This window comes from Mycobacterium sp. NPDC003449 (assembly GCF_053588415.1).
The window spans coordinates 1-23,264 of the sequence record NZ_JBSFPX010000004.1; the positions used below are offsets into that span (position 1 = coordinate 1).

At 67.9% G+C, this 23,264-nt stretch carries 22 protein-coding genes; 11 read left to right on the top strand and 11 right to left on the bottom strand.

Annotation, left to right across the window (positions count from 1 at the left end; genetic code table 11):
• Positions 1-179: 179 nt before the first annotated feature.
• Complete coding sequence (gene hisS, locus ACWDTP_RS02145; protein WP_450016104.1) at positions 180-1,442, bottom strand: histidine--tRNA ligase; 1,263 nt, start codon at positions 1,440-1,442, stop codon at positions 180-182.
• Complete coding sequence (locus ACWDTP_RS02150; RefSeq protein WP_450016106.1) at positions 1,439-2,092, bottom strand: MBL fold metallo-hydrolase; 654 nt, start codon at positions 2,090-2,092, stop codon at positions 1,439-1,441. Before ACWDTP_RS02150 ends, hisS begins: the two co-directional genes overlap by 4 nt.
• 124 nt (positions 2,093-2,216) lie before the next feature.
• On the opposite strand from ACWDTP_RS02150, the gene ACWDTP_RS02155 reads away from it, so the two are divergent.
• From ACWDTP_RS02155 to ACWDTP_RS02185, 7 genes are all read left to right on the top strand, one after another.
• The gene (locus ACWDTP_RS02155; RefSeq protein ID WP_450016108.1) at positions 2,217-3,086 is read left to right on the top strand and encodes a peptidylprolyl isomerase; all 870 of its coding nucleotides are present in this window, start codon (positions 2,217-2,219) and stop codon (positions 3,084-3,086) included.
• A 9-nt stretch (positions 3,087-3,095) separates the two neighbouring features.
• Positions 3,096-4,043: a peptidylprolyl isomerase gene (locus ACWDTP_RS02160; RefSeq protein WP_450016110.1), complete on the top strand. Its 948-nt coding sequence runs from the start codon at positions 3,096-3,098 to the stop codon at positions 4,041-4,043.
• Positions 4,044-4,134: 91 nt separating this feature from the next.
• On the top strand, positions 4,135-5,028 hold the full coding sequence (gene ehuB / locus ACWDTP_RS02165) for an ectoine/hydroxyectoine ABC transporter substrate-binding protein EhuB (RefSeq protein WP_450016112.1): 894 nt from the start codon (positions 4,135-4,137) through the stop codon (positions 5,026-5,028).
• A gap of 10 nt (positions 5,029-5,038) precedes the next feature.
• Positions 5,039-5,731 (top strand): ectoine/hydroxyectoine ABC transporter permease subunit EhuC, encoded by a 693-nt coding sequence (ehuC, locus tag ACWDTP_RS02170; protein WP_450016114.1) that lies wholly within the window; start codon positions 5,039-5,041, stop codon positions 5,729-5,731.
• Complete coding sequence (ehuD, locus tag ACWDTP_RS02175; protein WP_450016116.1) at positions 5,728-6,387, top strand: ectoine/hydroxyectoine ABC transporter permease subunit EhuD; 660 nt, start codon at positions 5,728-5,730, stop codon at positions 6,385-6,387. Before ehuC ends, ehuD begins: the two co-directional genes overlap by 4 nt.
• 1 nt (position 6,388) lies before the next feature.
• Positions 6,389-7,153 carry an ectoine/hydroxyectoine ABC transporter ATP-binding protein EhuA gene (gene ehuA / locus ACWDTP_RS02180; RefSeq protein WP_450016118.1) on the top strand — a complete coding sequence of 255 codons (765 nt, stop codon included), beginning with the start codon at positions 6,389-6,391 and terminating at the stop codon, positions 7,151-7,153.
• A gap of 20 nt (positions 7,154-7,173) precedes the next feature.
• On the top strand, positions 7,174-8,727 hold the full coding sequence (locus ACWDTP_RS02185) for a PucR family transcriptional regulator (RefSeq protein WP_450016120.1): 1,554 nt from the start codon (positions 7,174-7,176) through the stop codon (positions 8,725-8,727).
• A gap of 5 nt (positions 8,728-8,732) precedes the next feature.
• Here ACWDTP_RS02185 and ACWDTP_RS02190 read toward each other — a convergent pair whose 3' ends face one another.
• Both ACWDTP_RS02190 and ACWDTP_RS02195 read right to left on the bottom strand, forming a co-directional pair.
• Complete coding sequence (locus tag ACWDTP_RS02190; protein ID WP_450016122.1) at positions 8,733-9,845, bottom strand: oxidoreductase; 1,113 nt, start codon at positions 9,843-9,845, stop codon at positions 8,733-8,735.
• On the bottom strand, positions 9,842-10,453 hold the full coding sequence (locus ACWDTP_RS02195) for a DUF1989 domain-containing protein (protein WP_450016124.1): 612 nt from the start codon (positions 10,451-10,453) through the stop codon (positions 9,842-9,844). Before ACWDTP_RS02195 ends, ACWDTP_RS02190 begins: the two co-directional genes overlap by 4 nt.
• Before the next feature lie 120 nt (positions 10,454-10,573).
• On the opposite strand from ACWDTP_RS02195, the gene ACWDTP_RS02200 reads away from it, so the two are divergent.
• Both ACWDTP_RS02200 and ACWDTP_RS02205 read left to right on the top strand, forming a co-directional pair.
• Positions 10,574-11,179, top strand: coding sequence for a flavin reductase family protein (locus tag ACWDTP_RS02200; protein ID WP_450016125.1), 606 nt, complete (start codon positions 10,574-10,576; stop codon positions 11,177-11,179).
• A complete protein-coding gene (locus ACWDTP_RS02205; RefSeq protein WP_450016127.1) occupies positions 11,179-12,537 on the top strand; it encodes an MFS transporter in 1,359 nt (452 codons plus the stop codon). Before ACWDTP_RS02200 ends, ACWDTP_RS02205 begins: the two co-directional genes overlap by 1 nt.
• Here the strand turns inward: ACWDTP_RS02205 and ACWDTP_RS02210 are convergent.
• The 6 genes from ACWDTP_RS02210 to yajC all read right to left on the bottom strand — a co-directional run bounded on the left by ACWDTP_RS02210 (position 12,504) and on the right by yajC (position 20,556).
• Entirely contained in the window at positions 12,504-14,846 is a 2,343-nt protein-coding gene (locus ACWDTP_RS02210; RefSeq protein ID WP_450016286.1) for a RelA/SpoT family protein, read from the bottom strand. The genes ACWDTP_RS02205 and ACWDTP_RS02210 overlap by 34 nt on opposite strands.
• Before the next feature lie 44 nt (positions 14,847-14,890).
• Positions 14,891-15,418 (bottom strand): adenine phosphoribosyltransferase, encoded by a 528-nt coding sequence (locus ACWDTP_RS02215; RefSeq protein WP_450016129.1) that lies wholly within the window; start codon positions 15,416-15,418, stop codon positions 14,891-14,893.
• Positions 15,415-17,082, bottom strand: coding sequence for an ABC transporter substrate-binding protein (locus ACWDTP_RS02220; protein ID WP_450016131.1), 1,668 nt, complete (start codon positions 17,080-17,082; stop codon positions 15,415-15,417). Before ACWDTP_RS02220 ends, ACWDTP_RS02215 begins: the two co-directional genes overlap by 4 nt.
• A 5-nt stretch (positions 17,083-17,087) precedes the next feature.
• Entirely contained in the window at positions 17,088-18,362 is a 1,275-nt protein-coding gene (gene secF / locus ACWDTP_RS02225; RefSeq protein ID WP_450016133.1) for a protein translocase subunit SecF, read from the bottom strand.
• Between the two features lie 4 nt (positions 18,363-18,366).
• Positions 18,367-20,106: a protein translocase subunit SecD gene (secD, locus tag ACWDTP_RS02230; RefSeq protein WP_450016135.1), complete on the bottom strand. Its 1,740-nt coding sequence runs from the start codon at positions 20,104-20,106 to the stop codon at positions 18,367-18,369.
• 72 nt (positions 20,107-20,178) lie between these two features.
• The gene (yajC, locus tag ACWDTP_RS02235; RefSeq protein ID WP_450016137.1) at positions 20,179-20,556 is read right to left on the bottom strand and encodes a preprotein translocase subunit YajC; all 378 of its coding nucleotides are present in this window, start codon (positions 20,554-20,556) and stop codon (positions 20,179-20,181) included.
• Positions 20,557-20,771: 215 nt separating this feature from the next.
• Here yajC and gabT point away from each other — a divergent pair, with 215 nt between their 5' ends.
• Positions 20,772-22,112 carry a 4-aminobutyrate--2-oxoglutarate transaminase gene (gene gabT / locus ACWDTP_RS02240; RefSeq protein WP_450016139.1) on the top strand — a complete coding sequence of 447 codons (1,341 nt, stop codon included), beginning with the start codon at positions 20,772-20,774 and terminating at the stop codon, positions 22,110-22,112.
• On the opposite strand, the gene ACWDTP_RS02245 is transcribed toward gabT, so the two are convergent.
• Entirely contained in the window at positions 22,109-22,726 is a 618-nt protein-coding gene (locus tag ACWDTP_RS02245; RefSeq protein WP_450016141.1) for a hypothetical protein, read from the bottom strand. The two genes, gabT and ACWDTP_RS02245, sit on opposite strands and share 4 nt — an antisense overlap.
• A 119-nt stretch (positions 22,727-22,845) precedes the next feature.
• Here ACWDTP_RS02245 and ACWDTP_RS02250 point away from each other — a divergent pair, with 119 nt between their 5' ends.
• Complete coding sequence (locus ACWDTP_RS02250; protein WP_450016143.1) at positions 22,846-23,121, top strand: hypothetical protein; 276 nt, start codon at positions 22,846-22,848, stop codon at positions 23,119-23,121.
• The last annotated feature ends 143 nt before the right edge of the window (positions 23,122-23,264 follow it).

Consider the following 23,264-nt stretch of genomic DNA (forward strand, 5'->3'; position numbering starts at 1 on the left):
CGCCACCAAGCCCGCGCCCGCCGATGCCACTACGCAGCCAGAGGCGCCTCCCCATAAGTGCGGCTGTAGTACTAGGCGCATTCAGACCGCGCGAGCGACCGCAGATGTACAGCATTCACGGCGTGTCGGCGTACAGACACGGTCGCTCGCGGTGCTGGGCACGCTCGCGGTGCAAAGGGTCAGGCGAGGCGGGAAAGCACCTCGGCGACAACGGCATCGGCGGCGACGTCGACCTGCTCGCCGGTCGACAGGTCCTTGAGCCCGACGGTGCCCGCCTCGATGTCACGGTCCCCGGCGACCAGGGCGTACTTCGCCCCGGAGCGGTCGGCCGCCTTCATGGCGCCCTTGAGACCGCGATCGCCGTAGGCCAGATCCACCCGCACCCCGCCGGCCCGCAGCCGCGCCGCCAGCGTGGCAAGTTCCAGCTTGGCGGCATCGCCCAGCGGCACCCCGAAGACCTCGACCCCGCCGGCACCGGCCACCGACCTGCCCTCGGCCTGCAACGCGAGCATGGTGCGGTCGACGCCGAGTCCGAAGCCGATGCCCGACATGTCCTGCCCGCCGAGCTGACGCATCAGCCCGTCATAGCGGCCGCCGCCACCGATCCCGGACTGTGCGCCCAGCCCGTCGTGGACGAACTCGAACGTCGTCTTGGTGTAGTAGTCCAGCCCGCGCACCATCCGCGGATTGATCACGTACGGCACACCGAGCGCGTCCAGGTGCGCCTGCACGGTGGCGAAGTGCTGCTTGGCCGAGTCGGAGAGGTGATCGAGCATCAGCGGCGCGCCCGCGGTCATCTCCCGGACATCCGGCCGCTTGTCGTCGAGCACCCGCAGCGGGTTCAGCCGGGCCCGCCGCTGTGTCTCTTCGTCCAGATCGAGCGTCGACAAGAACTCCTGCAGCCGCTCCCGGTAGGCCGGGCGGCAGGTATCGTCGCCCAGCGAGGTGATCTCCAGCCGGAACCCGTCCAGGCCGAGGGACCGGAAGCCGGCGTCGGCCACCGCGATCACCTCGGCGTCCAGCGCCGGATCGTCGACGCCGATGGCCTCCACCCCGACCTGCTGCAGCTGACGGTAGCGCCCGGCCTGCGGGCGCTCGTAGCGGAAGAACGGCCCCGAGTAGCAGAGCTTGACCGGCAGCGCACCACGGTCCAGCCGGTGCTGGATGACCGCCCGGATCACCCCGGCGGTGCCCTCCGGGCGCAGGGTGACCGACCGCTCGCCACGGTCGGCGAACGTGTACATCTCCTTGGAGACGACGTCGGTGGACTCCCCCACACCGCGGGCGAACAGGGCGGTGTCCTCGAATATCGGCAGCTCGACGTCGCCGTATCCGGCGCGCCGCGCGGCGCTGAGCAGACCGTCGCGGACCGCGACGAACTGCGCCGACTCCGGCGGCAGGTAGTCGGGGACGCCCTTGGGTGCCTGGAATGCAGATGTCACAGAGTCAAACCTTCGAGGAACGGGTTGGTGCGGCGCTCGTGCCCGATTGTGGACTTCGGGCCGTGCCCCGGTAGTACCACGGTGTCGTCGTCGAGCACCAACAGTTTTGTCACGATCGATCCGAGCAGGTCACGTCCGCTGCCGCCGGGCAGATCGGTGCGCCCTACCGAGGACCGGAACAGCGTATCGCCCGTGAAGACACTGCCGGCCACCCTGAGGACGACCGATCCCCTGGTATGCCCCGGGGTGTGGTCGACGGTGACCGAGACGCCGCCGAATTCGAGGGCCGCCCCGTCCCGGTCCAGCTCGACCAGCTGTTTCGGCTCGGAGAACAGCACCCCGAAGGCCCGCTGGGCCAGCCGCGGGCCGAATCCCCTGATCGGGTCGGTCAGCATGAACCGGTCCTCGGGATGGATATAGGCCGGGCACCCGTAGGTGTCGGCCACCTTCTGCGCCGACCAGATGTGGTCGATGTGGCCGTGGGTCAACAACACCGCGGCCGGGGTGAGACGGTTCTCGTCCAGGATCCGGCGCAACGGACCCATGGCCCGCTGCCCGGGGTCGACGACGATCGCGTCCGCGCCGGGCCGCTCGGCCAGCACATAGCAGTTGCACGCCAGCATCCCGGCCGGAAATCCGGTGATGAACACCCCACCAGTTTCCCACGGCGCGCCGCCCACCCGGGTCTGCGCGGGTGTTCTTCAGGATCGCCTGGCACACTCGTTGCCGACCGGAACATCCCACCACGTGGGCACGAGGGAGAGGACTGCCGCAGTGCCGACCAACGAACAACGGCGCGCGACGGCCAAGCGCAAGCTCGAACGCCAGCTGGAACGCCGCGCGGCGAAGGAGCGCCAACGCCGCATCTGGACCATCGCCGGTTCCGCCGCGGCGACGATCGTCGTGATCGGCGCCGTCGTGGCCACGGTCGTGATCAACCGGGATTCCGGAGACACCACCGCCTCGGCGTCCCCCACCACACCCGCCTCGGACGCGCCGCAGCCCGCCGCCGACGGCAAGCTCCCGGCGTTCGTCGCCCCCGCCGGCCTCGGCGAGAACTGCCAGTACCCGGCCGCCGAAGCCGCCAGCAAGAAGGTCAATCCGCCGCGCACCGGCAAGGTGCCCACCGATCCGGCCACCGTCAGCGTCAGCATGGTCACCACCCAGGGCAACATCGGCCTGCAGCTCGACAACGCCAAGGCGCCGTGCACCGTGAACAGCTTCGCGAGCCTGGCCCAGCAGGAGTACTTCAACGACACCCCGTGCCACCGGCTCACCACCGGTGGGTTGTCGGTGCTGCAGTGCGGCGATCCGACCGGTAGCGGCACCGGCGGGCCCGGCTACCAGTTCGCCAACGAATACCCGACCAACCAGTACCAGCCGGACAATCCGGCGCTGCAGCAGCCGGTGCTCTATCCGCGCGGGACGCTGGCCATGGCCAACGCCGGCCCAGGGACCAACGGCAGCCAGTTCTTCCTGGTGTACAAGGATTCGCAGCTGCCGCCCGGTTACACGGTGTTCGGCAAGATCGACGACGACGGCCTGGCCACCCTGGACAAGATCGCCGCGGCCGGTGTCGCCGGTGGTGGACCGGACGGCAAACCGGCGCTCGACGTTTCGCTGAAGTCCGTCGCACTCGACTGACCGGGCCCAGTGACCGTCCCACCCCCGTATCCCCCGGGCTACCCCGCCGGCTATCCACCGCGCACCAACGGGATGGCGATCGCGTCGCTGGTCTCCTCGGTGCTGTTCGCCCCGCTGGGCATCGTGTTCGGCCATATCTCGCTGGGTCAGATCAACCGCAGCGGTGAGCAGGGCCGCGGGATCGCGATCGCCGGGCTGATCATCGGTTATGTGTTCACGGCGCTGGGACTGCTGATGGCGGTGCTGCTCGTGGTGTTCGCCGCGACGGTCGCCCAGTTCGTCGAGAGCCCATCCGGCCACGGCGGCGGTCCCGTCGCGTCGGGCACCGCCCTGCCGGCTTTCGACCCGCCGGCCGACCTCGGAGCCAACTGCCAGTACCCGGCCACCACCGAACGGGCCGCCAAGCCGGCGACGCCGCCGCGGACCGGTACCGTGCCCACCGATCCGGCCACCGTCAGCGCCAGCGTCAGCACCAACCGCGGAGACATCGGCCTGACCCTGTCCAACGGGCAGTCGCCGTGCACCGTCAACAATTTCGCCAGCCTGGCCCAGCAGGGATTCTTCGATGACACCCCGTGCCACCGGCTCACCGCGGGCGAGCTGTCGGTGTTGCAGTGCGGCGACCCGTCCGGCAGCGGCACCGGCGGGCCCGGCTACCGATTCGCCAACGAATACCCGACCAACCAGTACCGGTTGTCCGACCCGGCGCTGCGCAGCCCGGTGGTCTACCCCCGCGGCACCCTGGCCACCGCCAATGCCGGGCCCGGCACCAACGGCAGCCAGTTCTTCCTGGTGTACGCGGATTCGTTGCTGCCGCCGACGTACACGGTGTTCGGGACCATCGACGACACCGGGCTGGCAACCCTCGACAAGATCGCCGCGGGCGGTGTCGCCGGCGGCGGCGAGGACGGTGAACCGGCCCAACCGGTGATCATAACCTCGGCCCTGCTGGACTGAACAGGCTTTGACCTGCCCGGTCGATCCGCATACCTTCAATTCGAACTTTGGTCGATAAGAGTGTGAACGTGTGGATACGACAGGACTGATGATGAACTGGACACGACGCGATTTCTTCCGAGTGGGTGCCGCGGCCGGGGCGGCCGCCCTTGGCACGCCCGCCCTACTGACGAGTTGTTCGAAGGTGCCGCAGGCCGGCGAGGGCGGAACGTTACAACGCATCAAGGACGCCGGAAGCATCAAGATCGGCATCGCCGGCGAGATCCCCTACGGTTACACCCAGAACGGCAAGGTCACCGGCGAGGCTCCCGAGGTAGCCAAGGCGGTGTTCAAGGCGATGGGCATCGACCGCGTCGACGCCACGCAGGTCGAATTCGGCCAGCTCATCCCGGCACTCAACGCCAGCCAGTACGACATGGTGGCCGCCGGAATGGCGATCCTTCCCGACCGGTGCCAGAACGCCCAGTTCTCGGCGGTGGACTACGTGACGCCGACGGCGTTGCTGGTCCCCAAGGGTAATCCGCAGCAGATCAACAATTTCGAGGACGTCAAGGCCAAGGGCGTAACGCTGGCGGTGCTGTCGGGCACGGTGGAGGAGGCGGTCGCCGGGGATCTCGGAATCCCGGCGGGCAACATTCAGCCCTACCGGGGTCAGCCCGAGATGTTCCAGGCGTTGCGCGACCAGCGGGCGTATTGCGGCGCGCTGACCGACATCTCGCTGCGCCGGATGCTCGCCGACAATCCGGGCACCGAGCTTGAGGTCACCAAGGGGTTCGTTCCGGTGGTCAACGGCCAGGAGCAGATCCAGGCCGGCGGCTTCGTCTTCCGCAAGGGCGACACCGACCTGGTCGAGCAGTTCAACACAGAACTGAAGAAGCTGCAGGACAACGGAACCTGGCTCGACATCGTTACCCCTTTCGGTTTCACCGCGGACAACGAGGTGCCCGACGATGTGACCACGGAGAAGCTCTGCGAGGCCGCCTGAGGCCGGTCGGATGTTCGATAACCTCGGAGTCTTCGTCGGCACCATCGCACAGGGCCTGCTGCTGACCGTCGAGGCGACTGTCGGCGGCATCGTGATCGCCGTCGTGCTGTCGTTCATCGCCGGGCTGGCCATGCTGTCGAAATCGCGGGTGGTGCGTGCGCTGGCCCGCATGTACGTCGAGATATGGCGCGGCACATCGGAAGTGGTGCAGCTGCTGTGGATCTACTTCGTGCTGCCGGTCCTCGTCGGTTACCAGATCGTGCCGCTGGCGGCAGGGATCGCCGTCCTCGGTCTCAACCACGGGGCCTACGGAGCCGAGATCGTGCGCGGCGCCGTCCAGGCCGTGCCGCGGGCGCAGTACGAGGGCTGCATCGCGCTCAATTTCACGCCGGCCCAACGGATGCGGCGGGTCATTCTGCCACAGGCCCTGGTCGAGATGGTGCCGCCGTTCAACAACCTGTTCATCCAGCTGCTCAAGAGCAGCGCGCTGCTCACCATGATCACCGTGCACGAGATGACCTACCAGGCACGCGAAGTGCTGGTGAACAGTTTCATCTCCCAAGCCGCCCTCATCTGGTCGATCGTGCTCGTGTTCTATCTGCTGCTGTCCGTGGCGATCACGTTCGGCATGCGGGTGATCGAACGCCGGGCGGCCAGGCTGGTGGGCCGCCGGTCCGCCGCGACACAACGGGTGAGCTCATGATCTGGGATTGGGACTACGCGTGGCAGGTGCTACCCACGATCGTCATAGACGGTTTGCGAATCACTGTGATCGCCACGGTGTTCGGCTCGGTGCTGGCCTATGTGCTCGGCCTGGCGCTCGCCCTGCTCCGCCGGGTGCCCAACCGTGCGGTCAGTACGTCGGTGTGGGCGTTCATCGAATTCATCCGGAGCACACCGTTACTGGTTCAGATCTTCTTCTTCTTTTTCGTCCTGCCGAGTTTCGGGCTCAAATTCGACCCACTGACCACCGGGATCATCGCGATCGGGCTGCACTACTCCACCTACACGGCCGAGGTGTACCGCGCCGGCATCGAAGCGGTTCCGCCCGGCCAGTGGGAAGCCGCGGCGGCACTGAACCTGCCGACCCGGCGCACCTGGACCGCGGTGATCCTGCCGCAGGCGATTCCCCGGGTGTTGCCCGCGCTCGGCAACTACACGATTTCCATGCTCAAGGAGACGCCACTGCTGCTGACCATCGGTGTGCTCGACGTGGTGGGGGTGGCCAACCAGGCCGGCTCCCAGGCGTTCCGATACGTCGAGCCGGTGACGATCGCCGGTGTCCTGTTCCTGGTGCTGAGCTACTCGGCATCCCTACTCGTTCGATGGTTGGAGAGGCGTGTCCGATACAGCAGCTGAAATGATCCGCTTCACCGAGGTGGTCAAGCGGTTCGGTGACCACGTGGTGCTGGACGGTCTCGACTTCACGGTGCAGCCTGGCGAATTCGTCACCCTCATCGGGCCGAGCGGGTCGGGCAAGACCACCATCCTGCGATTGCTGATGACGTTGGAGCAGGTCACCGATGGCCGCATCTACGTCGGGGGCGAATGCCTGAGCCACATGGTCCGCCGCGATCGTGAGGTACCCGCCGACGACAGCCACCAGCGGCGGTTGCGCAAACGGATCGGGATGGTCTTCCAGCAGTTCAACCTGTTCCCCAACATGACGGTGCGCCAGAACATCACCGAGGCGCCCGTGCACTCCCTCGGCCTGCCCAGGGAGGAGGCCGAGGACCGCGCGAACCGCCTGCTGGAGTTGGTGGGCATGCCCGAGAAGTCCGAAGCTCACCCCTCGGAGCTCTCCGGCGGCCAACAGCAGCGCGTCGCGATCGCACGCGCCCTGGCCATGCAACCCGATGTGTTGCTTCTCGACGAGGTGACCTCGGCGCTGGATCCAGAGCTGGTCGCGGGCGTCCTCGCGTTGCTCAAGGACATCGCCGCCACCACCGACATCACCTTCCTGTGTGTGACGCACGAAATGGATTTCGCCCGTGACGTTTCCGATCGTGTGATGATGTTCGACGGCGGCCGGATCGTGGAGGACGCACCACCCGGCAAGCTGTTCGCCGAGCCGGGGCACGAGCGCACCCGGACGTTTCTGCGGGCGATCCTGGAGCGGGGCTGAGCGCGGGTGTCCGCACGCCGATGTTGAGCTTCGCGACCCTGATCGAGGATGCTGCCCTGGAATTGACGCTCCTGGTCGAGGGCGAGCCGGGCGCGGTTGACCACGAGGTGTTGTGGCTGCACAACACCGAACTCCCCGACCCCTCGCCTTATGTCCGCGCCACCGAGCTGGTGCTGACCAACGGGCTCTGGCGCGCGACGGTCACATCGGACGCCTTCGTCGAGGCACTGTGCCGGGCCAGGGCCTCCGGTTTGATCTTCGGTTTGACCGACCAGACACCCACGGTGCCAACAGATCTGGTCGACGCCTGCGCCGCGGCCGAGTTACCGCTGGCAACGGTGTCGATCGCGGTGCCGTTCACCGCCATCACCCAGGCCGCGGCCCGGGTCCAGTCCGGGGCCAGGCAGTCCGCCCTGGCCAAGCTCGTGCGCAGGGGCAACGCCCTGGCGAGTTCGATCTCGCGGGGTGGCGGCGCGGAAGGCATCCTCGACGTGTTGCGCCGCGATCACGACCTACCGCTGCTGGTGGTGGACCGGCTCGGCAGGCGGCTGGCGGGCACCGCCGGCGGCGAGGCGCAGATCCAGGCCGCCGCCGAGGTACTGAACCGCCACCCGCCGCCACTGGAGGTGGAACTCCCCGAAGCCGGCCCGGCCGCGGTGTATCTCGTCGAGGGCGCCATGGGCGACATCGACGCCGGACTGTTCTGTCTGCGTCCGCTCGCCGAGCTGCGGCAGGCCGAACGGGACGCGCTCGATCAGGCCACCCGTTACCTGAGTCTCGAAGTGACCCGCCAACAGGCACTGCAGGCGATCGAATCCCGTTTCTCCAGCGAATTGCTGGAGATGGTGCTGTCCGGCCCGGCCCGGGAGCGCGAGGTCTCGCAACGGCTGCGCGCCTTCGGGATCGATCCGTCGGCACCGCTGGCCGTGTACACCGTCGTGGTCGGTAACGATGAGCTGCGGCCGCCCGGCTCCACCGACGAGATCGAGGCATTCTTCAGCCAGCGCGGCATCCCCGCGGTGGTGGTGCCCGGTAGCCAGGACACCGTCGTGGTGTTCGGCTGGCACCACGACGCGGCCGGGCTGGTCACGTTGGGAGACCAGTTGATCCGAGCCGTGGCGGTCCGGTTCCCCATCGACCGCACCGTGGTGGGGATCGGAGACCTCGCCGCGGACGCCACCGCCCTTCGGGAACCGTTGATCCGGGCCAGGGAGATCTGTCAGGTGATGTGGCGGCGCTCGACCGAGTCCCGGGTCGGCACCTACGCCGATGTCGGCACCCACCGCATGCTGCTGGGTCTGCACAACCGGTCGGTGCTGCGCCGCTTCGCCGACGACATCCTCGGCCCGCTCCGGGCGTACGATCAGCAGAACGCGACCGAGCTCGAACGCACCCTGCGCACCTTCCTCGGCAACGACGGGCACTGGGCCAAGACCGCCGCGGCGCTGTACGTGCACGTCAACACGCTGCGTAACCGCGTCGGCCGGATCAACGAACTGACCGGCCGCGACGTCACCCGACTCGAGGACCGCGTCGACCTGTTCCTGGCGCTGGAGGCCGACACACTCAGCTGACGCGGCTACCCGGCCGACCGCCAGAGCTGGGCGTTGGCGATGGTCGCCCTCGGCGACAGCATACCGTGGTCGAACGATGTCAGCTTTTCGCCTGCCGAGAGGCGCTGCGGCAGATCAGGATTCGCCAGCGCCCCACGGCCGAGCGACAACAGGTCGGCGTGGCCGCCGTCGAGGACGTCGGCGGCCTGTCCGTGGTCGTGCATCCCACCGTTGGCCATCACCGGCAGCCCCGTGACCTCACGTGCCACCGCCGTGATGGTGCGGCCGTCGGCGAATCGCGCGGTGTCGATGAAGTCGCGGCCCTCGCTGGCGATGTGCAGATAATCGACCCCGGCGTCGGCCAGCGCGGCGAAGATCACCTCGGCGTCCTCGGCGCCGCCGGGCCAGCGGTAGCCGAAGTCGTTGACCTTGGTCTGCGACAGCCGCACGCCGATCGGGAACTCCCCGCCGAGGCGCGCGCGGATGGCCTCCACCACCTGTGCGGTGAGCCGAATCCGGTCGGCCACCGGGCCACCGTACCCGTCGTCGCGGGTGTTGGTATAGGTGGTGAGAAACTGATCGAGCAGATAGCCGTTGGCGGCGTGGATCTCGACACCGTCGAATCCGGTGGCGCGGGCGCGTTCGGCGGATTCGACGAATCCGCCGACCACCGTCGCGATGTCCTCTGGTGTCATCTCCCGCGGCGCGGGCCAACGACCCGAGCCGCCGTACTCCTCGAGCATCTGCCCGCGGGGGCGTACCGCCGATGGTGCGATGGTGCCCACGCCGTGGGAATTACCCTGCGACAACGCCCCGGCATGCATGAGCTGCACCAGGATCGGCACATCCGCGGCGTGGACCGCATCGGTGACCCGCCGCCAACCCGCCATCTGGCCATCGGTCGCGAGGCCGGGTTGGTTGAGATAACCCTGACTGTGTGTGGTGTCGGTATACGTGCCTTCGGTGATCACCAACCCGAAACCACCGCGCGCGAATTCGGCGTAATAGTCGGCCATCTCTTCGGTCGGCGTGCCGTCCGGTGCGGCAGACACGCGGGTCATCGGCGCCACGGCAAGCCGATTCGCCAGGCTGAGCTGTCCGATCCGTGCCGCGGCCAGCGCGGGATGCGACGCGGTCATGCGACCCGCTCCAACTCGACGGCAAGCGGGGTGGGGCGTTGTCCGTTGATGCCGTTGAGGTCCATGGGGCAGGCCGATACCACCAGCACGCAGTCCATGGCCGCCTCGAACTCGACGGCGTCACCCGGTCGGGTCACCGCGGGCAGCCACGACAGCCCGCCGGCTTCGGCGACTGGGATGTTCATGAACACGTTCACCGGTTGCGGTACGCCGTCCACGCGCAGGCCCGCCTCGTCGAGCGCGGTGCGCAGATTCTGGGCACAGGACCGGTGCTCGGAAACCCCGAGCGCCCGGTAGCGTTCGGCGTCGCAGGCCGCGATCAGCATGTCGTGGACGCCCGGTGAGGTGTCGGCGACCAGCGTCAGGATCGGCCTGCGCCGGGTGGTCAGGAAGTGTTCACCCACCTCGGGAAACAGTCGGCCGGTGGCGGTGCGGGTGTGTGAAGCGCTCAGATGCTCGGTGAGATCTGCTGCCGCGAAGGCGAATACGTCGCCGACCTGGCCGCCTTCGACATCGATGATCCGGATCCGGTCGCCCCGCCGCAGTGTCTCGGCCCGCCCGGTACCGGCAGGGACCTCGGTCCGTCCGGTCGTGTTCGTCAACTCCATACCTCGCATTCAAACGAGTATTTCGGCACGCACCAATGGTTATTTCTCCACCATGATCCAGTAGCCGGTGGATGATTCTCCATTCCACCACCGGCGGTGCCCGGCCTAGCGTTGCCGGCCATGCAATGTTCGGACATCACGGTCATCGACGCCGCAGACCTGACGGCACGCAAAGCATTCGGGCTGTTGAAGGCCGCGGTGGTGCCGCGGCCGATCGCCTGGACCTCGACCATCAGCGGCGACGGTGTGCCCAACCTGGCGCCGTTCAGTTTCTTCACGGTGGTGTCGTCGCAACCACCGCTGATCCTGCTGAGCCTGGAATACCTGTGCACCGGCCGCCTCAAGGACAGCGCCGCCAATATCGAAGCCACCGGCGAATTCGTGGTCAACATCGCACCGGCCGAGATGGCGCAGGCAGTCGAACTGACCAGCACACAGGTCGATGCGTCGGTCGACGAATTCGAGTTGGCGGGGGTGACCGCGATGCCGTGCCGGCACGTCCGGCCGCCGAGAATCGCCGAATCGCCGATCAGCCTCGAATGCCGGCTGCACACCACCGTCCAGCCCGGCAGCGACCGGCTGGTGATCGGCGAGGTCCTCGCCTTCCACCTCGACCATGCCGTGCTGGACGCCGACGGCCGGGTCGACATCGACCGGCTCGATCCCCTTGCCCGCACCGCGGCGCATTTCGCTCGTCTACAACCACTCGCCCGGCAGGAGATGTGATGTCCCAATCGATCGACGACGGCCCGCTGACCGCGTTCCACAAACGGCTCACCGTGTTTTCGGCGGGTGGACCATTCCTGGACGGGTTCGCGCTGACCATCATCGGCATCGCATTCGTCTCCATGAAGAGCCGGCTCGAACTCGACTCCGTCGCCATGGGGCTGATCGGCGCGGCGGCGTTGATCGGGATCTTCGTCGGTGGCCTGGTTTTCGGCTACGTCACCGACCGGGTCGGCCGCAAGGTCATGTACATCGCCGATCTGTCCATGCTGGTCGTGGTGTCCGTAGCGTCCGCGTTCGTGACCGATACATGGCAGCTGGTGGTGTTGCGTTTCCTGCTCGGCGTGGCCATCGGCGCCGACTATCCGATCGCCAGCTCACTGCTGGCCGAGTTCGTGCCGAGCCGCTACCGGGGCCGGCTCCTCGGTTCGCTGTTCGTGGTGTGGGCCGCCGGTGCGGCGGCGGCCGCGGCGGTGGGCTGGGTGTTGTCGGGGCTGGGTCCCGACGCCTGGCGGTTCATGCTGGCCAGCCCCGCGGTGTTCGGCATCATCACCCTGCTGATGCGGGCCGGGACGCCGGAGTCGCCGCGGTGGCTACTGAGCAGGGGACGCGACGCCGAGGCCCAACAGGTCTGTCGACGGGTCTGGGGCCCACACGCCGACACGTCCATGATTCCGGCCGAACCACCCGCCACATCGTATTCCGCGCTGTTCCGCGGCATCTATCTGCGCAGGGTGGTCTTCGTCGGGGTGTTCTTCACCGCCCACGTGATTCCCCTGTTCGCGGTGTACACCTTCGGGCCGGACATCCTCGCCGAGATGGGTGTCGGCGCACACAACGTGTACGTCGCCGAGTTGGTGATCAGCCTGCTCTTTCTGGTGGGCGGTGTCCCCGGACTCCTCCTGGTCGACAGGATCGGGCGCAAACCGTTGCTGCTGTGGACATTTGCCATCATGAGCATCGCATTCGTCGTGATGGCGGTCAGCCCGCAGGCTCCCGCAGCCGTGCTGTTCGCCTTCCTGGCGCTCTACGCGATCACCTCAGGGGCCTGCAATTTCATCGAGATCATCTATCCCAACGAGCTTTTCCCCACCGCGGTGCGGGCCAGTGCCACCGGCACCGTCGTGGCGATCAGCCGGGTCGGGTCGGCCATCAGCACCTTCGTGTTACCCCTCGTACTCACCGGCACCGGACTCGGCGGCGTCATGTGGCTGCTGGCCGGCGTCAACGTGGCCGGCCTGCTGATCACCGTGCTGCTCGGTGAGGAGACCCGTGGCCGCTCACTGTCGGACACCGCCGCACCCCGGTCGACGGCGGCCCGGGATCAGGCGGCGCTGGTGACGCGGTACACGTCGTAGACACCCTCGACGTTGCGCACCACGCTCAGCAGATGACCGAGATGCTTGGGATCGCCCATCTCGAAGGTGAACCGGCTGATCGCCACCCGGTCGTTGGAGGTCGTCACCGAGGCCGACAGGATGTTGACCTTCTCGTCGGCCAGGACCCGGGTGACGTCGGACAGCAGCCGGTGCCGGTCCAGCGCCTCGACCTGGATCGCGACCAGGAACACCGACGACGGCGACGGCGCCCACTGCACCTCGATGATCCGCTCGGACTGCTGTTGCAGCGATTCGGCATTGGTGCAGTCGGTGCGGTGCACGCTGACTCCCCCGCCGCGGGTGACGAACCCCATGATGGTGTCGCCGGGCACCGGGGTACAGCATTTGGCCAGCTTGGTCAGCACACCAGGGGCGCCGGGCACCGAGACACCGGTGTCGTCGGTGCTGCGCTGCCGGATCGGCATAGTGGCCGGGGTGGAGCGTTCGGCGAGTTCGTCCTCGGCGGCGTCGTCGCCACCGAACTGAGCCAGCAGCCGCTGCACCACATGGCGCGCCGACACGTGGCCCTCACCGACCGCGGTGTAGAGCGCCGATACGTCGGTGAAGCGGAGCTCGCGGGCGAGCGCACCCATGGATTCGGCGTTCATCAAGCGCTGCAACGGAAGTCCGCCACGGCGCACCTCACGGGCGATGGCGTCCTTACCGGTCTCCAGCGCCTCCTCGCGGCGTTCCTTGGCGAACCACTGGCGGATCTTGGCCTTGGCCCGTGGTGACACCACGAAGGTCTGCCAATCCCGGGACGGCCCGGCGTTCTGTGCCTTCGAGGTGAAAACCTCGACCACCTCGCCGTTTTCGAGTTTGCGTTCCAGGGCGACCAACCGGCCGTTGACCCGGGCGCCGATGCAGCGGTGGCCGACCTCGGTGTGCACCGCGTAGGCGAAATCGACGGGAGTGGATCCCGTCGGCAGGTTGATCACATCGCCCTTCGGAGTGAAGACGAAGATCTCCTGCACGGCGAGGTCGTAGCGCAACGACTCCAGGAACTCCCCCGGGTCGGCGGCCTCCCGCTGCCAGTCGAGCAGTTGGCGCATCCAGGCCATATCGTCGATCTCGGCGGACGCATGCAGATGCGGAACCCCGTTGCGGCCCTTGGCCTCCTTGTACCGCCAGTGCGCGGCGATGCCGTACTCGGCGGTGCGGTGCATATCGCGGGTGCGGATCTGGACCTCCAGCGGCTTGCCCTCGGGCCCGACGACGGTGGTGTGCAGAGACTGATACACGCCGTAGCGCGGCTGGGCGATGTAATCCTTGAACCGGCCCGCCATCGGCTGCCACAGCGAGTGCACCACACCGACCGCGGCGTAACAGTCGCGGATGTCCTCGCACAGGATCCGCACGCCCACCAGGTCGTGGATATCGTCGAAGTCGCGACCCTTGACGATCATCTTCTGGTAGATCGACCAGTAATGCTTGGGCCTGCCCTCGACGACGGCGTTGATCTTCATGGCCGACAAGGCCACCCCGATCTCGGCCCGCACCTTGGCCAGGTAGGTGTCGCGCGACGGTGCCCGGTCGGCGACCAGCCGCACGATCTCCTCGTACTTCTTGGGGTGCAGGATCGCGAACGCCAGATCCTCCAGCTCCCATTTGACGGTGGCCATGCCCAGCCGGTGGGCAAGCGGCGCAATCACTTCCAGCGTCTCGCGGGCCTTGCGTGCCTGCTTCTCGGGCGGCAGGAACCGCATGGTGCGCATATTGTGCAGCCGGTCGGCGACCTTGATCACCAGCACCCTCGGATCCCGGGCCATCGCGATGATCATCTTGCGGATGGTCTCGCCCTCGGCCGCCGAGCCCAGCACCACCTTGTCCAGCTTGGTGACCCCGTCGACCAGATGGCCGACCTCGCTGCCGAACTCGGCGGTCAGCGCATCCAGCGTGTACCCGGTGTCCTCGACCGTGTCGTGCAGCAGGGCCGCGACCAGGGTCGTGGTGTCCATGCCGAGCTCGGCCAGGATGTTGGCCACCGCCAGCGGATGGGTGATGTAGGGGTCACCCGATTTGCGCAGCTGATCGGAGTGGCGCTGCGCGGCGACGTCGTAGGCGCGCTGCAGCAGCTGCACGTCGGCCTTCGGATAGAGCTCGCGGTGGACCGCGACCAGGGGCTCGAGCACCGGGTTGACCCCGCTGCGCTGTGCGGTCATCCGGCGGGCCAGGCGGGCGCGGACCCGCCGCGACGCGCTGGTCTTCGCGGCGTCGGGCGCGGCCCCGGCCTGCGGCGGCGCGGGTGGCGACTGCACGACCTGGCCCCTGCCGGGATCGTCGGCCATTGTCGTCACCTCCAGCTGGTCGTCGGTGAGTTCGAGGATATCCCTCACACCGTGTGCAGGCTGCTCACGGTCAGCGGTGCCACGGCGTCGCGCCCGCCCAGCGCGGTCAGCTCGAGCACCACGGCGGCGCCGAGCACCCGGGCGCCGCCGTTGGACAGCAGCCGCGCCGCGGCACCGAGCGTTCCGCCGGTGGCCAGCACATCGTCGATGATGACAACGCTGCGACCGGCGATTTCGATCCCGTCGGCCGGGATCTCCAAGGTGGCGGTGCCGTATTCCAGCTGATAGGCGACGCTGTGCACGGGTGGCGGAAGTTTGCCGCCCTTGCGCACCGCCAGCACCCCGACACCGAGCCGGATCGCCACCGCGGCGCCCAGCAGGAACCCCCTGGCGTCCAGGCCGGCCACCAGATCGGCACCGGACGCGGTAGCCGCCAGTGCGTCGGTCACCGCGCCCAGCCCGTGCGCATCGGCCAGCAGCGGGGTCAGATCCTTGAACGCGACGCCCGGTTCGGGGAAGTCGGCGACCTCACGGGTCAGCGAGCCGATCAACCGGGACACGGGTGCGCTCACCGCGACAACTTCCAGCGGTCCATGTTCCAGCCTGCCCCCCACCGGGTCGGATTGCCGCTCACGGCGTACATCTTCGTCGATGCCAGGACGCTGCGCTGCTGGCGGTACAACGGCAGCGTCGGCATGTCGGCCCACAGGATCGGGGCGCCCTCACCCAGGAGGCGGGCCAGTTCCTTGGGATCGGCGGTCACCGCCTGCGCGTCGATGATGCCGTCGATCCGCTCGTTGTTGTAGGCGGGCAGGTTGTTGCCGTTGCCGAAGTGCAGCGTATAGGCGTCGACCGCCGACGATCCGGAGGATCCGCTGCCCGCGGCGCCGCCGGTGCTCGCGAGCAGGACGTCGAACTCGTTGTTGCGCAGCGCCACCGGACCCGCGGTCTCCGATCCGGCGTCCTGCACGATGATCCCGGCCGGGGCGCAGGATTTCGCGATCGCCCCGACGGTCGCGGCCCGCCGCGCGTTCGGGGTCTGGTACCCGATGCGCACGGTCAGCGGGCGGTTGTTGAGCGCCGCCCTGGCGGCATCGGGGTTGGCCGCGACGAACTGGCCCGCGTCGGGCACCGATTCGGCGGCGCTGAACGCGTCGTCGCTGGCCGGGCTGAGCCGGGAATTGGAGATCGGCGTCTCGGCATTGCGCGCGATCACATCGCGCGGCGTGCACAGCGCCAGCGCGCGGCGGGCCGGTGTCGCGGCCAGGGGGCCGCCGGGGGCGAAGATGAGCTGCTCGATCCCGGCCGACGGCGTGTCGGTGCTGACGTAGTCGTCCGGGAGGTTGAGCAGACCCGACGAGCCGGTGGCGATGTCGACGACGTCGAACGACCCTTCGTTGACCCGTTCCTGGATGTCGGCGCCGCGCGGCCAGACCGTGATCTTGTCGGTCACGGGCGGCGTGCCCCACCATTTGTCGTTGGCCACCAGCACGACGGCGCCGTCCTCGGACACCGAGTCCAGACGGTACGGCCCCGAGGACGGGAACCGTTTGAGGTCCACGTCGGGTTTGAGATCCCAGGTGGTGTTCCAGGCCTGCGCGATGCGGTCGATGGCACCGAGGTCGCCGGTCTGCAGCGCGGTGGTGACGCCGCCCTCGCCCAGCCCCAGTTCGTCGGCGATGACGTGCGAGGGCATCAGCGAGGTGGCCGAGAACAACTGGCCGTAGTCGAGGAATCCGCGGTCCTGCGCGAACGACACCCTGGCCCGCTTCTGGCCGGGGGCGCAGTCCACCGTCCCGATATCGCGATATCCGGCCCTTGAGGCCGAATCGAACCCGGGGAACCGCCCCGACTGCGCGGCCCACGCCAGCACCAGGTCATCGCAGGTGACCGGTTTTCCGTCGGAGTAGACCGCCTGATCGCCGATCACATAGTCGAGCACCAGCGGTGCCCGGCCGACCACCGAGACCGAGCCGAAGTCGTGGTCGGCGACGACCTGACCGTCGGGACCGTGATAGCTGAACCCGGTCAGGGCCCGGGCGAAGGCCTGCGGCCCGCTGGATGCCGCGCCCGCGACCGTGTTGGTGTTGTAGGTGGTGAGCGTGCCGTCGACCGCGTAGTCGATCACATCGGCCGACCCTCCGGCGCACGCCGACAGTCCGATGCCCGCCGCCAATGACAGCGCCATCGCCGCCGCTGCGCTCCGCGCCCGGGCGATGGCCCTCCGCTGAGCCATCCGGATTACCGCCGGGTGTTCCGTTTACCGGACGGGCGGCCCGTCTTGGACGCCGAGGGACGTGACGGCCGGGCCCCGGGGGCCGGCTTCGCGGGTGCGGGTGGAGTGACGGCGGCCGAGACCTTGTCCTCGGTGTCCTCGGTGGTGGTGTCGCCGGTGTCCTCGGTGGTGGCCTCGTCGGCGACGCCGTCGGCGGTCGCGTCCTTGTCCTCGGCCTGCTCGGCCTTGGCGCCGGCCTTGCCGCGGCGGTTGATCACGCGCTGGGTGTGCTTGCGCACCAGCTCGGTGCGTTCGCGCAGCGATACCAGCAGCGGCGTGGCGAAATAGATCGACGAGTAGGTGCCGACGATCACGCCGACCAGCTGGACCAACGCGAGGTCCATCAGCGTGCCGACGCCCAGCAGCCATACCGCGACCACCATCAGCGCGATGATCGGCAGCACCGAGATCAGGCTGGTGTTGATCGAACGCATGAACGTCTGGTTGACCGCCAGGTTGGCCTGTTCGGCGAAGGTTCGGCGGGTGGTGTGCTCGAAGCCGTTGGTGTTCTCCTCCACCTTGTCGAACACGATCACCGTGTCGTACAGCGAGAACCCGAGGATCGTCAGCAGTCCGATGACGGTCGCCGGCGTGACCTCGAATCCGACCAGCGAGTACACCCCGGCCGTGACCACCAGGTCGAAGACCAGGGTCAGCAGCGAGGCGATCGCCATATAGCGCTCATAGCGCCAGGTGATGTAGATGGCCGCCAGGACCAGGAACACCACCAGCGCGATCAGCGCCTTCTGGGTGATCTGCCCACCCCAGGTCTCGGATACCGCCGAGTCGCTGATCACCTGCTTACTCGGTTGACCGTCGCCGCCCTTCGGCTGAAAGGCGTCGAACAACGCGGTGCGCAACTGCTCGGCCTCGTCGTTGGACAGGGTCTCGGAGCGGATCTGGACGGTCGCGGAGCCGCCGCTGCCGACGGTCACCACCGATTCCGGTGCCCGGCCCAGCGTGTCGTTGAAGACGTCCTCGACCTGCTGGGAGCTGATGATGCCGTGGGCCCCGGCCACCGGCATCGACACCTTGGTGCCGCCTTCGAAGTCGATGCCGAAGCTGAAGCCCCGCAGCACCATGCTGAGCAGGCAGACCGCCACCATCAGCCCGCTGACCAGATACCAGAGTTTGCGACGGCCGACCACCTCGAAGGCGCCGGTGCCGCTGTAGAGGCGGACGAAGAACCCATGCTTGGGCAGTACTTCCGCGGTGGTGTCGTTGCTGTTCTTGGCGGCCATCTGTCTATCCCCGTCCCGCGGTCGCATGCGAAGCTGCCCGGCGTTCCCGCGCGATCTGCTGCACCACGCCGAGACCGTTCAGCGACGGCTTGGCCATCGTCGGCGACTTGGAGGCCAGGTACACCAGCGGCCAGGTCACCAGGAACACCACGACGAGGTCGAGGACGGTGGTCAGCCCCAGGGTGAACGCGAAACCCTTCACCTGGCCTATCGCCAGGAAGTACAGCACCGCGGCGGCCAGGAAGGTGACCGCGTTACCCGAAACGATGGTCTTGCGGGCCCTGGCCCAACCGCGGGGCACCGCTGACCGGAACGAACGCCCTTCGCGGATCTCGTCTTTGATGCGTTCGAAGAACACCACGAACGAGTCCGCGGTCGTACCTATACCGATGATCAGACCCGCGATACCGGCCAGGTCGAGTGTGTAGCCGATATATCTGCCCAGCAGCACCAGGATCGCGAAAACCATGGCGCCGGAGGCGATCAGGGACAGTGCGACCAGAACGCCGAGCACCCGGTAGTACAGCAGCGAGTACAGCAGCACCGCGGCCAGGCCGATGGCGCCGGCGATCAGACCGGCCCGAAGCGAGGACAATCCCAGTGTGGCGGAGACGGTTTCGGCTTCCGAGGACTCGAACGACAGCGGGAGCGAGCCGTACTTGAGCACGTTGGCCAACTCTTTCGCCGTGTCGGCGTTGAACTGTCCGGTGATCTGGGTGTTGCCACCGGGGATGGCCTCACGGATCTCGGGGGCGCTGACCACCCGCGAGTCCAGTGTGAACGCGGTCTGGGTGCCCACATTGGCCGCGGTGAAGTCGGCCCAGGTCTTGGCCCCGCCGCTCTTGAACTCGACGTCGACGATGTACTGACCCTGCTGCTGGTCCAGACCGGAGGTGGCGTTCTGGATCTCCTCGCCACTCATGATCGACTTGTCGAGCAGGTACACCGTCTGTCCGTCGGTGGAGCAGGTGATCAACGGCAGGTTCGGGTCGTCGTTGCCGGCCAGCACATCGTCCTCACCGCACCGGGTCGCCTGGAACTGCAGCGCCAGGATCTGGATCGACTGATCGGTGCTCTGCCGGAGTTGTTTCTCGTCGGCGATGCGCTGGGCGAGGTCGGCCTTGGGGTCGCCGGGCTTCGCGGGCTGCGGCGCGGCCGGGGGTGTCCCCGGCGCGGGCGCAGGGGTCGGTTCGCCCGGCGTGGGCGCCGGATCCAGCGGATAGGGGCGTGGCTGTGGTGCCGGGGCTCCGCCCGGAGCCCCTGGCATTCCGGGAATGAGCCCCGGTGCGCCCGGCGCGGCGGGAGCCCCCGGTGCCGGCGCACCCGGAGCCCCAGGCGCGGCGCCCTCCTGCCCGGCCGGCTTGGCCGGCATCGCGTGAACCACCGGGCGCACGTACAGCCGGGCGGTCTGGCCCAGGTTGCGTGCCTCGTTGCCGTCGTTGCCGGGCACGGTGATCACCAGGTTGTCGCCGTCGACGACGACTTCAGAGCCCGACACACCGAGCCCGTCCACCCGGGCACTGATGATCTGCTGGGCCTGGTTGAGGGCGTCGCGGGTGGGGGCCGAGCCGTCGGGGGTGCGTGCGGTCAGTGTCACCCGGGTGCCGCCCTGCAGGTCGATGCCCAGTTTGGGCTCGGACTGCTTGTCACCGGTGAGGAACACCAGTAAGTAGACGCCAACCAGCAGCACCAGAAAAAGCGTCAGATAGCGGGCAGGGTGCACCGGAGCCGAAGGCGATGCCACGTTGCTTGGGTCTCCTTGAGATCAGTTCGTCAGCACCGCAAAGCGTACGTGCTTGTCCTGGGTGCTCTGCTGTCAGTCTTTCTTCAGACCGTCCGTATCGGTCACGCCGGCGCTCTCGGTGAGCTCGGTGGCCTTGGTCTCGGCCTCGTTGTCCACCTCGTCCTCGTCGTCCTCGACGTGGATGTCGTCGGTTTCGGCCTCGATCCGGTCCCGGACCGCGAGCTTCATCCAGGTGGTCACGACGCCGGGCGCGATCTCCAGGTCGATGGTGTCGTCGGCGATACCGGTGATCGTGCCTTGCAGGCCCGATGTGGTGTGAATCCGGTCACCGACCTGCAGTGAGTTGTGCAGATCGATCGTGGCCTGCATCGCCTTCTTCTGACGCCGCGACGCGAAGAACATGAATGCGCCCATGATGATCAGTAGGGGCAGGAAGATAACCAGATCCATGGCAGCACTGTCTTTCGTTCGAGTCGTATTCACGGCACGCGGACCTGGCCGGTCACGGCGCCTCGTAGTCGTCCAGTCTGCCATTGTCGCAGCCCAGCACCCAGCCCCCGGGGCTCCCCTGCACCTTCGGCGGTAAAACGGGTCGCCCGCCACCCGACCCGACTAGGCTCGACCGTACTCGTTCCCGCGCCGCCGTCCGTTCGCAGGAGTCCGTGTTGAGCCATCCCGAACAGAGCCGTCATCTGGCCACCGCGATACCGGGCCCCGCATCGCGGGCCCTCATCGATCGTAAATCCGCCGCGGTCGCCCGCGGTGTCGCCAACACCATGCCGGTCTATGCCATCAGGGCCGGTGGCGGCATCGTCGAGGACGCCGACGGCAACCGGCTGATCGACCTTGGTTCCGGGATTGCGGTCACCACGATCGGCAACTCCTCCCCCCGGGTGGTCGAGGCCGTGACGGCCCAGGTAGGCGCCTTCACCCACACCTGCTTCATGGTCACGCCCTACGAGGGCTACGTCGCGGTCTGTGAGCAACTGAACCGGCTCACGCCGGTGCGCGGCGAGAAGCGTTCGGCGCTGTTCAACTCGGGCTCGGAAGCCGTCGAGAACGCCGTCAAGATCGCCCGCGCGTATACCCACAAGCCCGCGGTCGTCGCGTTCGACCACGCGTACCACGGCCGCACCAATCTCACGATGGCGCTGACGGCCAAGGTGATGCCCTATAAGCACGGGTTCGGCCCGTTCGCCCCCGAGATCTACCGCGCGCCGCTGTCCTATCCGTTCCGCGACGCCGAATTCGGCAAGGAACTGGCCACCGACGGCGAGCTCGCGGCCAAGCGCGCGATCGACGTGATGGATAAGCAGATCGGTGCCGACAATCTGGCCGCGGTCGTGATCGAGCCGATCCAGGGTGAGGGCGGCTTCATCGTTCCCGCCGACGGTTTCCTGCCCGCCCTGCTGGACTGGTGCCGGCGAAACGGTGTGGTTTTCATCGCCGATGAGGTGCAGACCGGGTTCGCCCGCACTGGCTCGATGTTCGCCTGCGAGCATGAGGGCATCGATCCGGACCTCATCGTCACCGCCAAGGGCATCGCCGGCGGCCTGCCGCTGTCGGCGGTGACCGGGCGGGCCGAGATCATGGACTCACCGCACGCGTCGGGGCTGGGCGGCACCTACGGTGGCAATCCGATCGCCTGCGCCGCGGCGCTCGCCACCATCACGACCATCGAATCCGACCGGCTCGTGGACCGGGCCCGCCAGATCGAACAGCTGATGAAGGATCGGCTGGGCCGGCTGCAGGCCGAGGACGACCGCATCGGCGACGTGCGTGGCCGCGGCGCGATGATCGCGATGGAACTGGTCAAGGCCGGCACCACCGAACCCGATGCCGACCTGACCAAGGCCTTGTGCGCGGGCGCCCACGCCGCCGGAGTCATCGTGTTGTCCTGCGGCACCTACGGAAACGTGCTGCGCTTCCTGCCCCCGCTGACCATCAGCGATGAACTGCTCGTCGAAGGCCTCGACGTACTCGAGCTGATCCTGCGCGATCTCTAGTGCGCGTGGGTGTGACGGCGTCCGAACCATCCACCCGCACCCCGACGCTTCTCGGCCGGGATCTCGGTGGTGGGTGCCTCCGCCACCGCCACGGCTTCGCGGGGCTGGGCAACCTCGATCGGCCGCTGAGCATGCTCAAGGTCACGCACGCTGCGGATCGACAGCCGGCCCAGCGCCAACGCGCCGAGGAACACGATCACCGCGCCGAGGCCCGAGAAGTAGGCCAGCTCGAGCGCCACCCGCTTGGCGTCGGTGACGGCGGCGGGCGTACCGGCCTCACCGAGGCCCAGCGGTCCGGCCAGCAGCCGCCCCACCACGAACCACGCGCCGGCGATCACGGCGAGCCAGCCGCCGAGTGACGCGGTGGCCCGGTTGCGCGAGCCGAGGAGGAGCAGCCCGCCGAGCACGCTCATCGCGCCGGGAAGTACCTCCAGCCAGCCGCGGGCGGTCGTCCAGGCCCAGGCCTGGTCGGGGGTGAACGCGAAGTCGAAGTAGGGCCCGACAAACGGGATCAACGCACCCCAGATCCCCAGCAGCACCAGCAGAAATCCGCTGGCCGCGCCGCGACTGCGCGGCATCCGCATGCGGCCACCACGGGTATCGAATTCGGACATGATGCCTCCTCTGGTCGGTTCGCTGGGTACCCATTCGCTACCGCGGGTAACCGCGCCGGCGGCTCTTAAGCTGGGTGAATGCGGTGTGATCACGATCCGGATCCGCGACATGACGCGACATGACCGATGTGGCCGATGTGGCCGATGGCGATCGGCAGGTCATTCGCTATCCGGTCGTCGGCACCACGACGCTGGCCGTGGTCGCCGAGGTGGCGCTGATGGAGGCGACGGTGCATCTGCTCGATCTGGCCGACGCCGTCGGCGGTGTCCAGCCGTCCCCGGACGCGCTGGCCGCGACCAGGGATCTGCTCATCGCGATACCCGATCCGCAAACCGCCGTCGAGGTGCTGGCCGGTCGGAGAGCTCCGCACCCGGCGATCCCGGCGATTCACTGAGCCGGGCCAAATGCGATGTGAATCACATTGCGCTACAGGCGTTTCTCGACAGAGACGGCGGATCCGCCCGATTCACAGGACATTGACAGCGCGCTGACGGTGAATCCGGAAATAAGTTTAGTTTTACTAACGTAGTAAAGCGT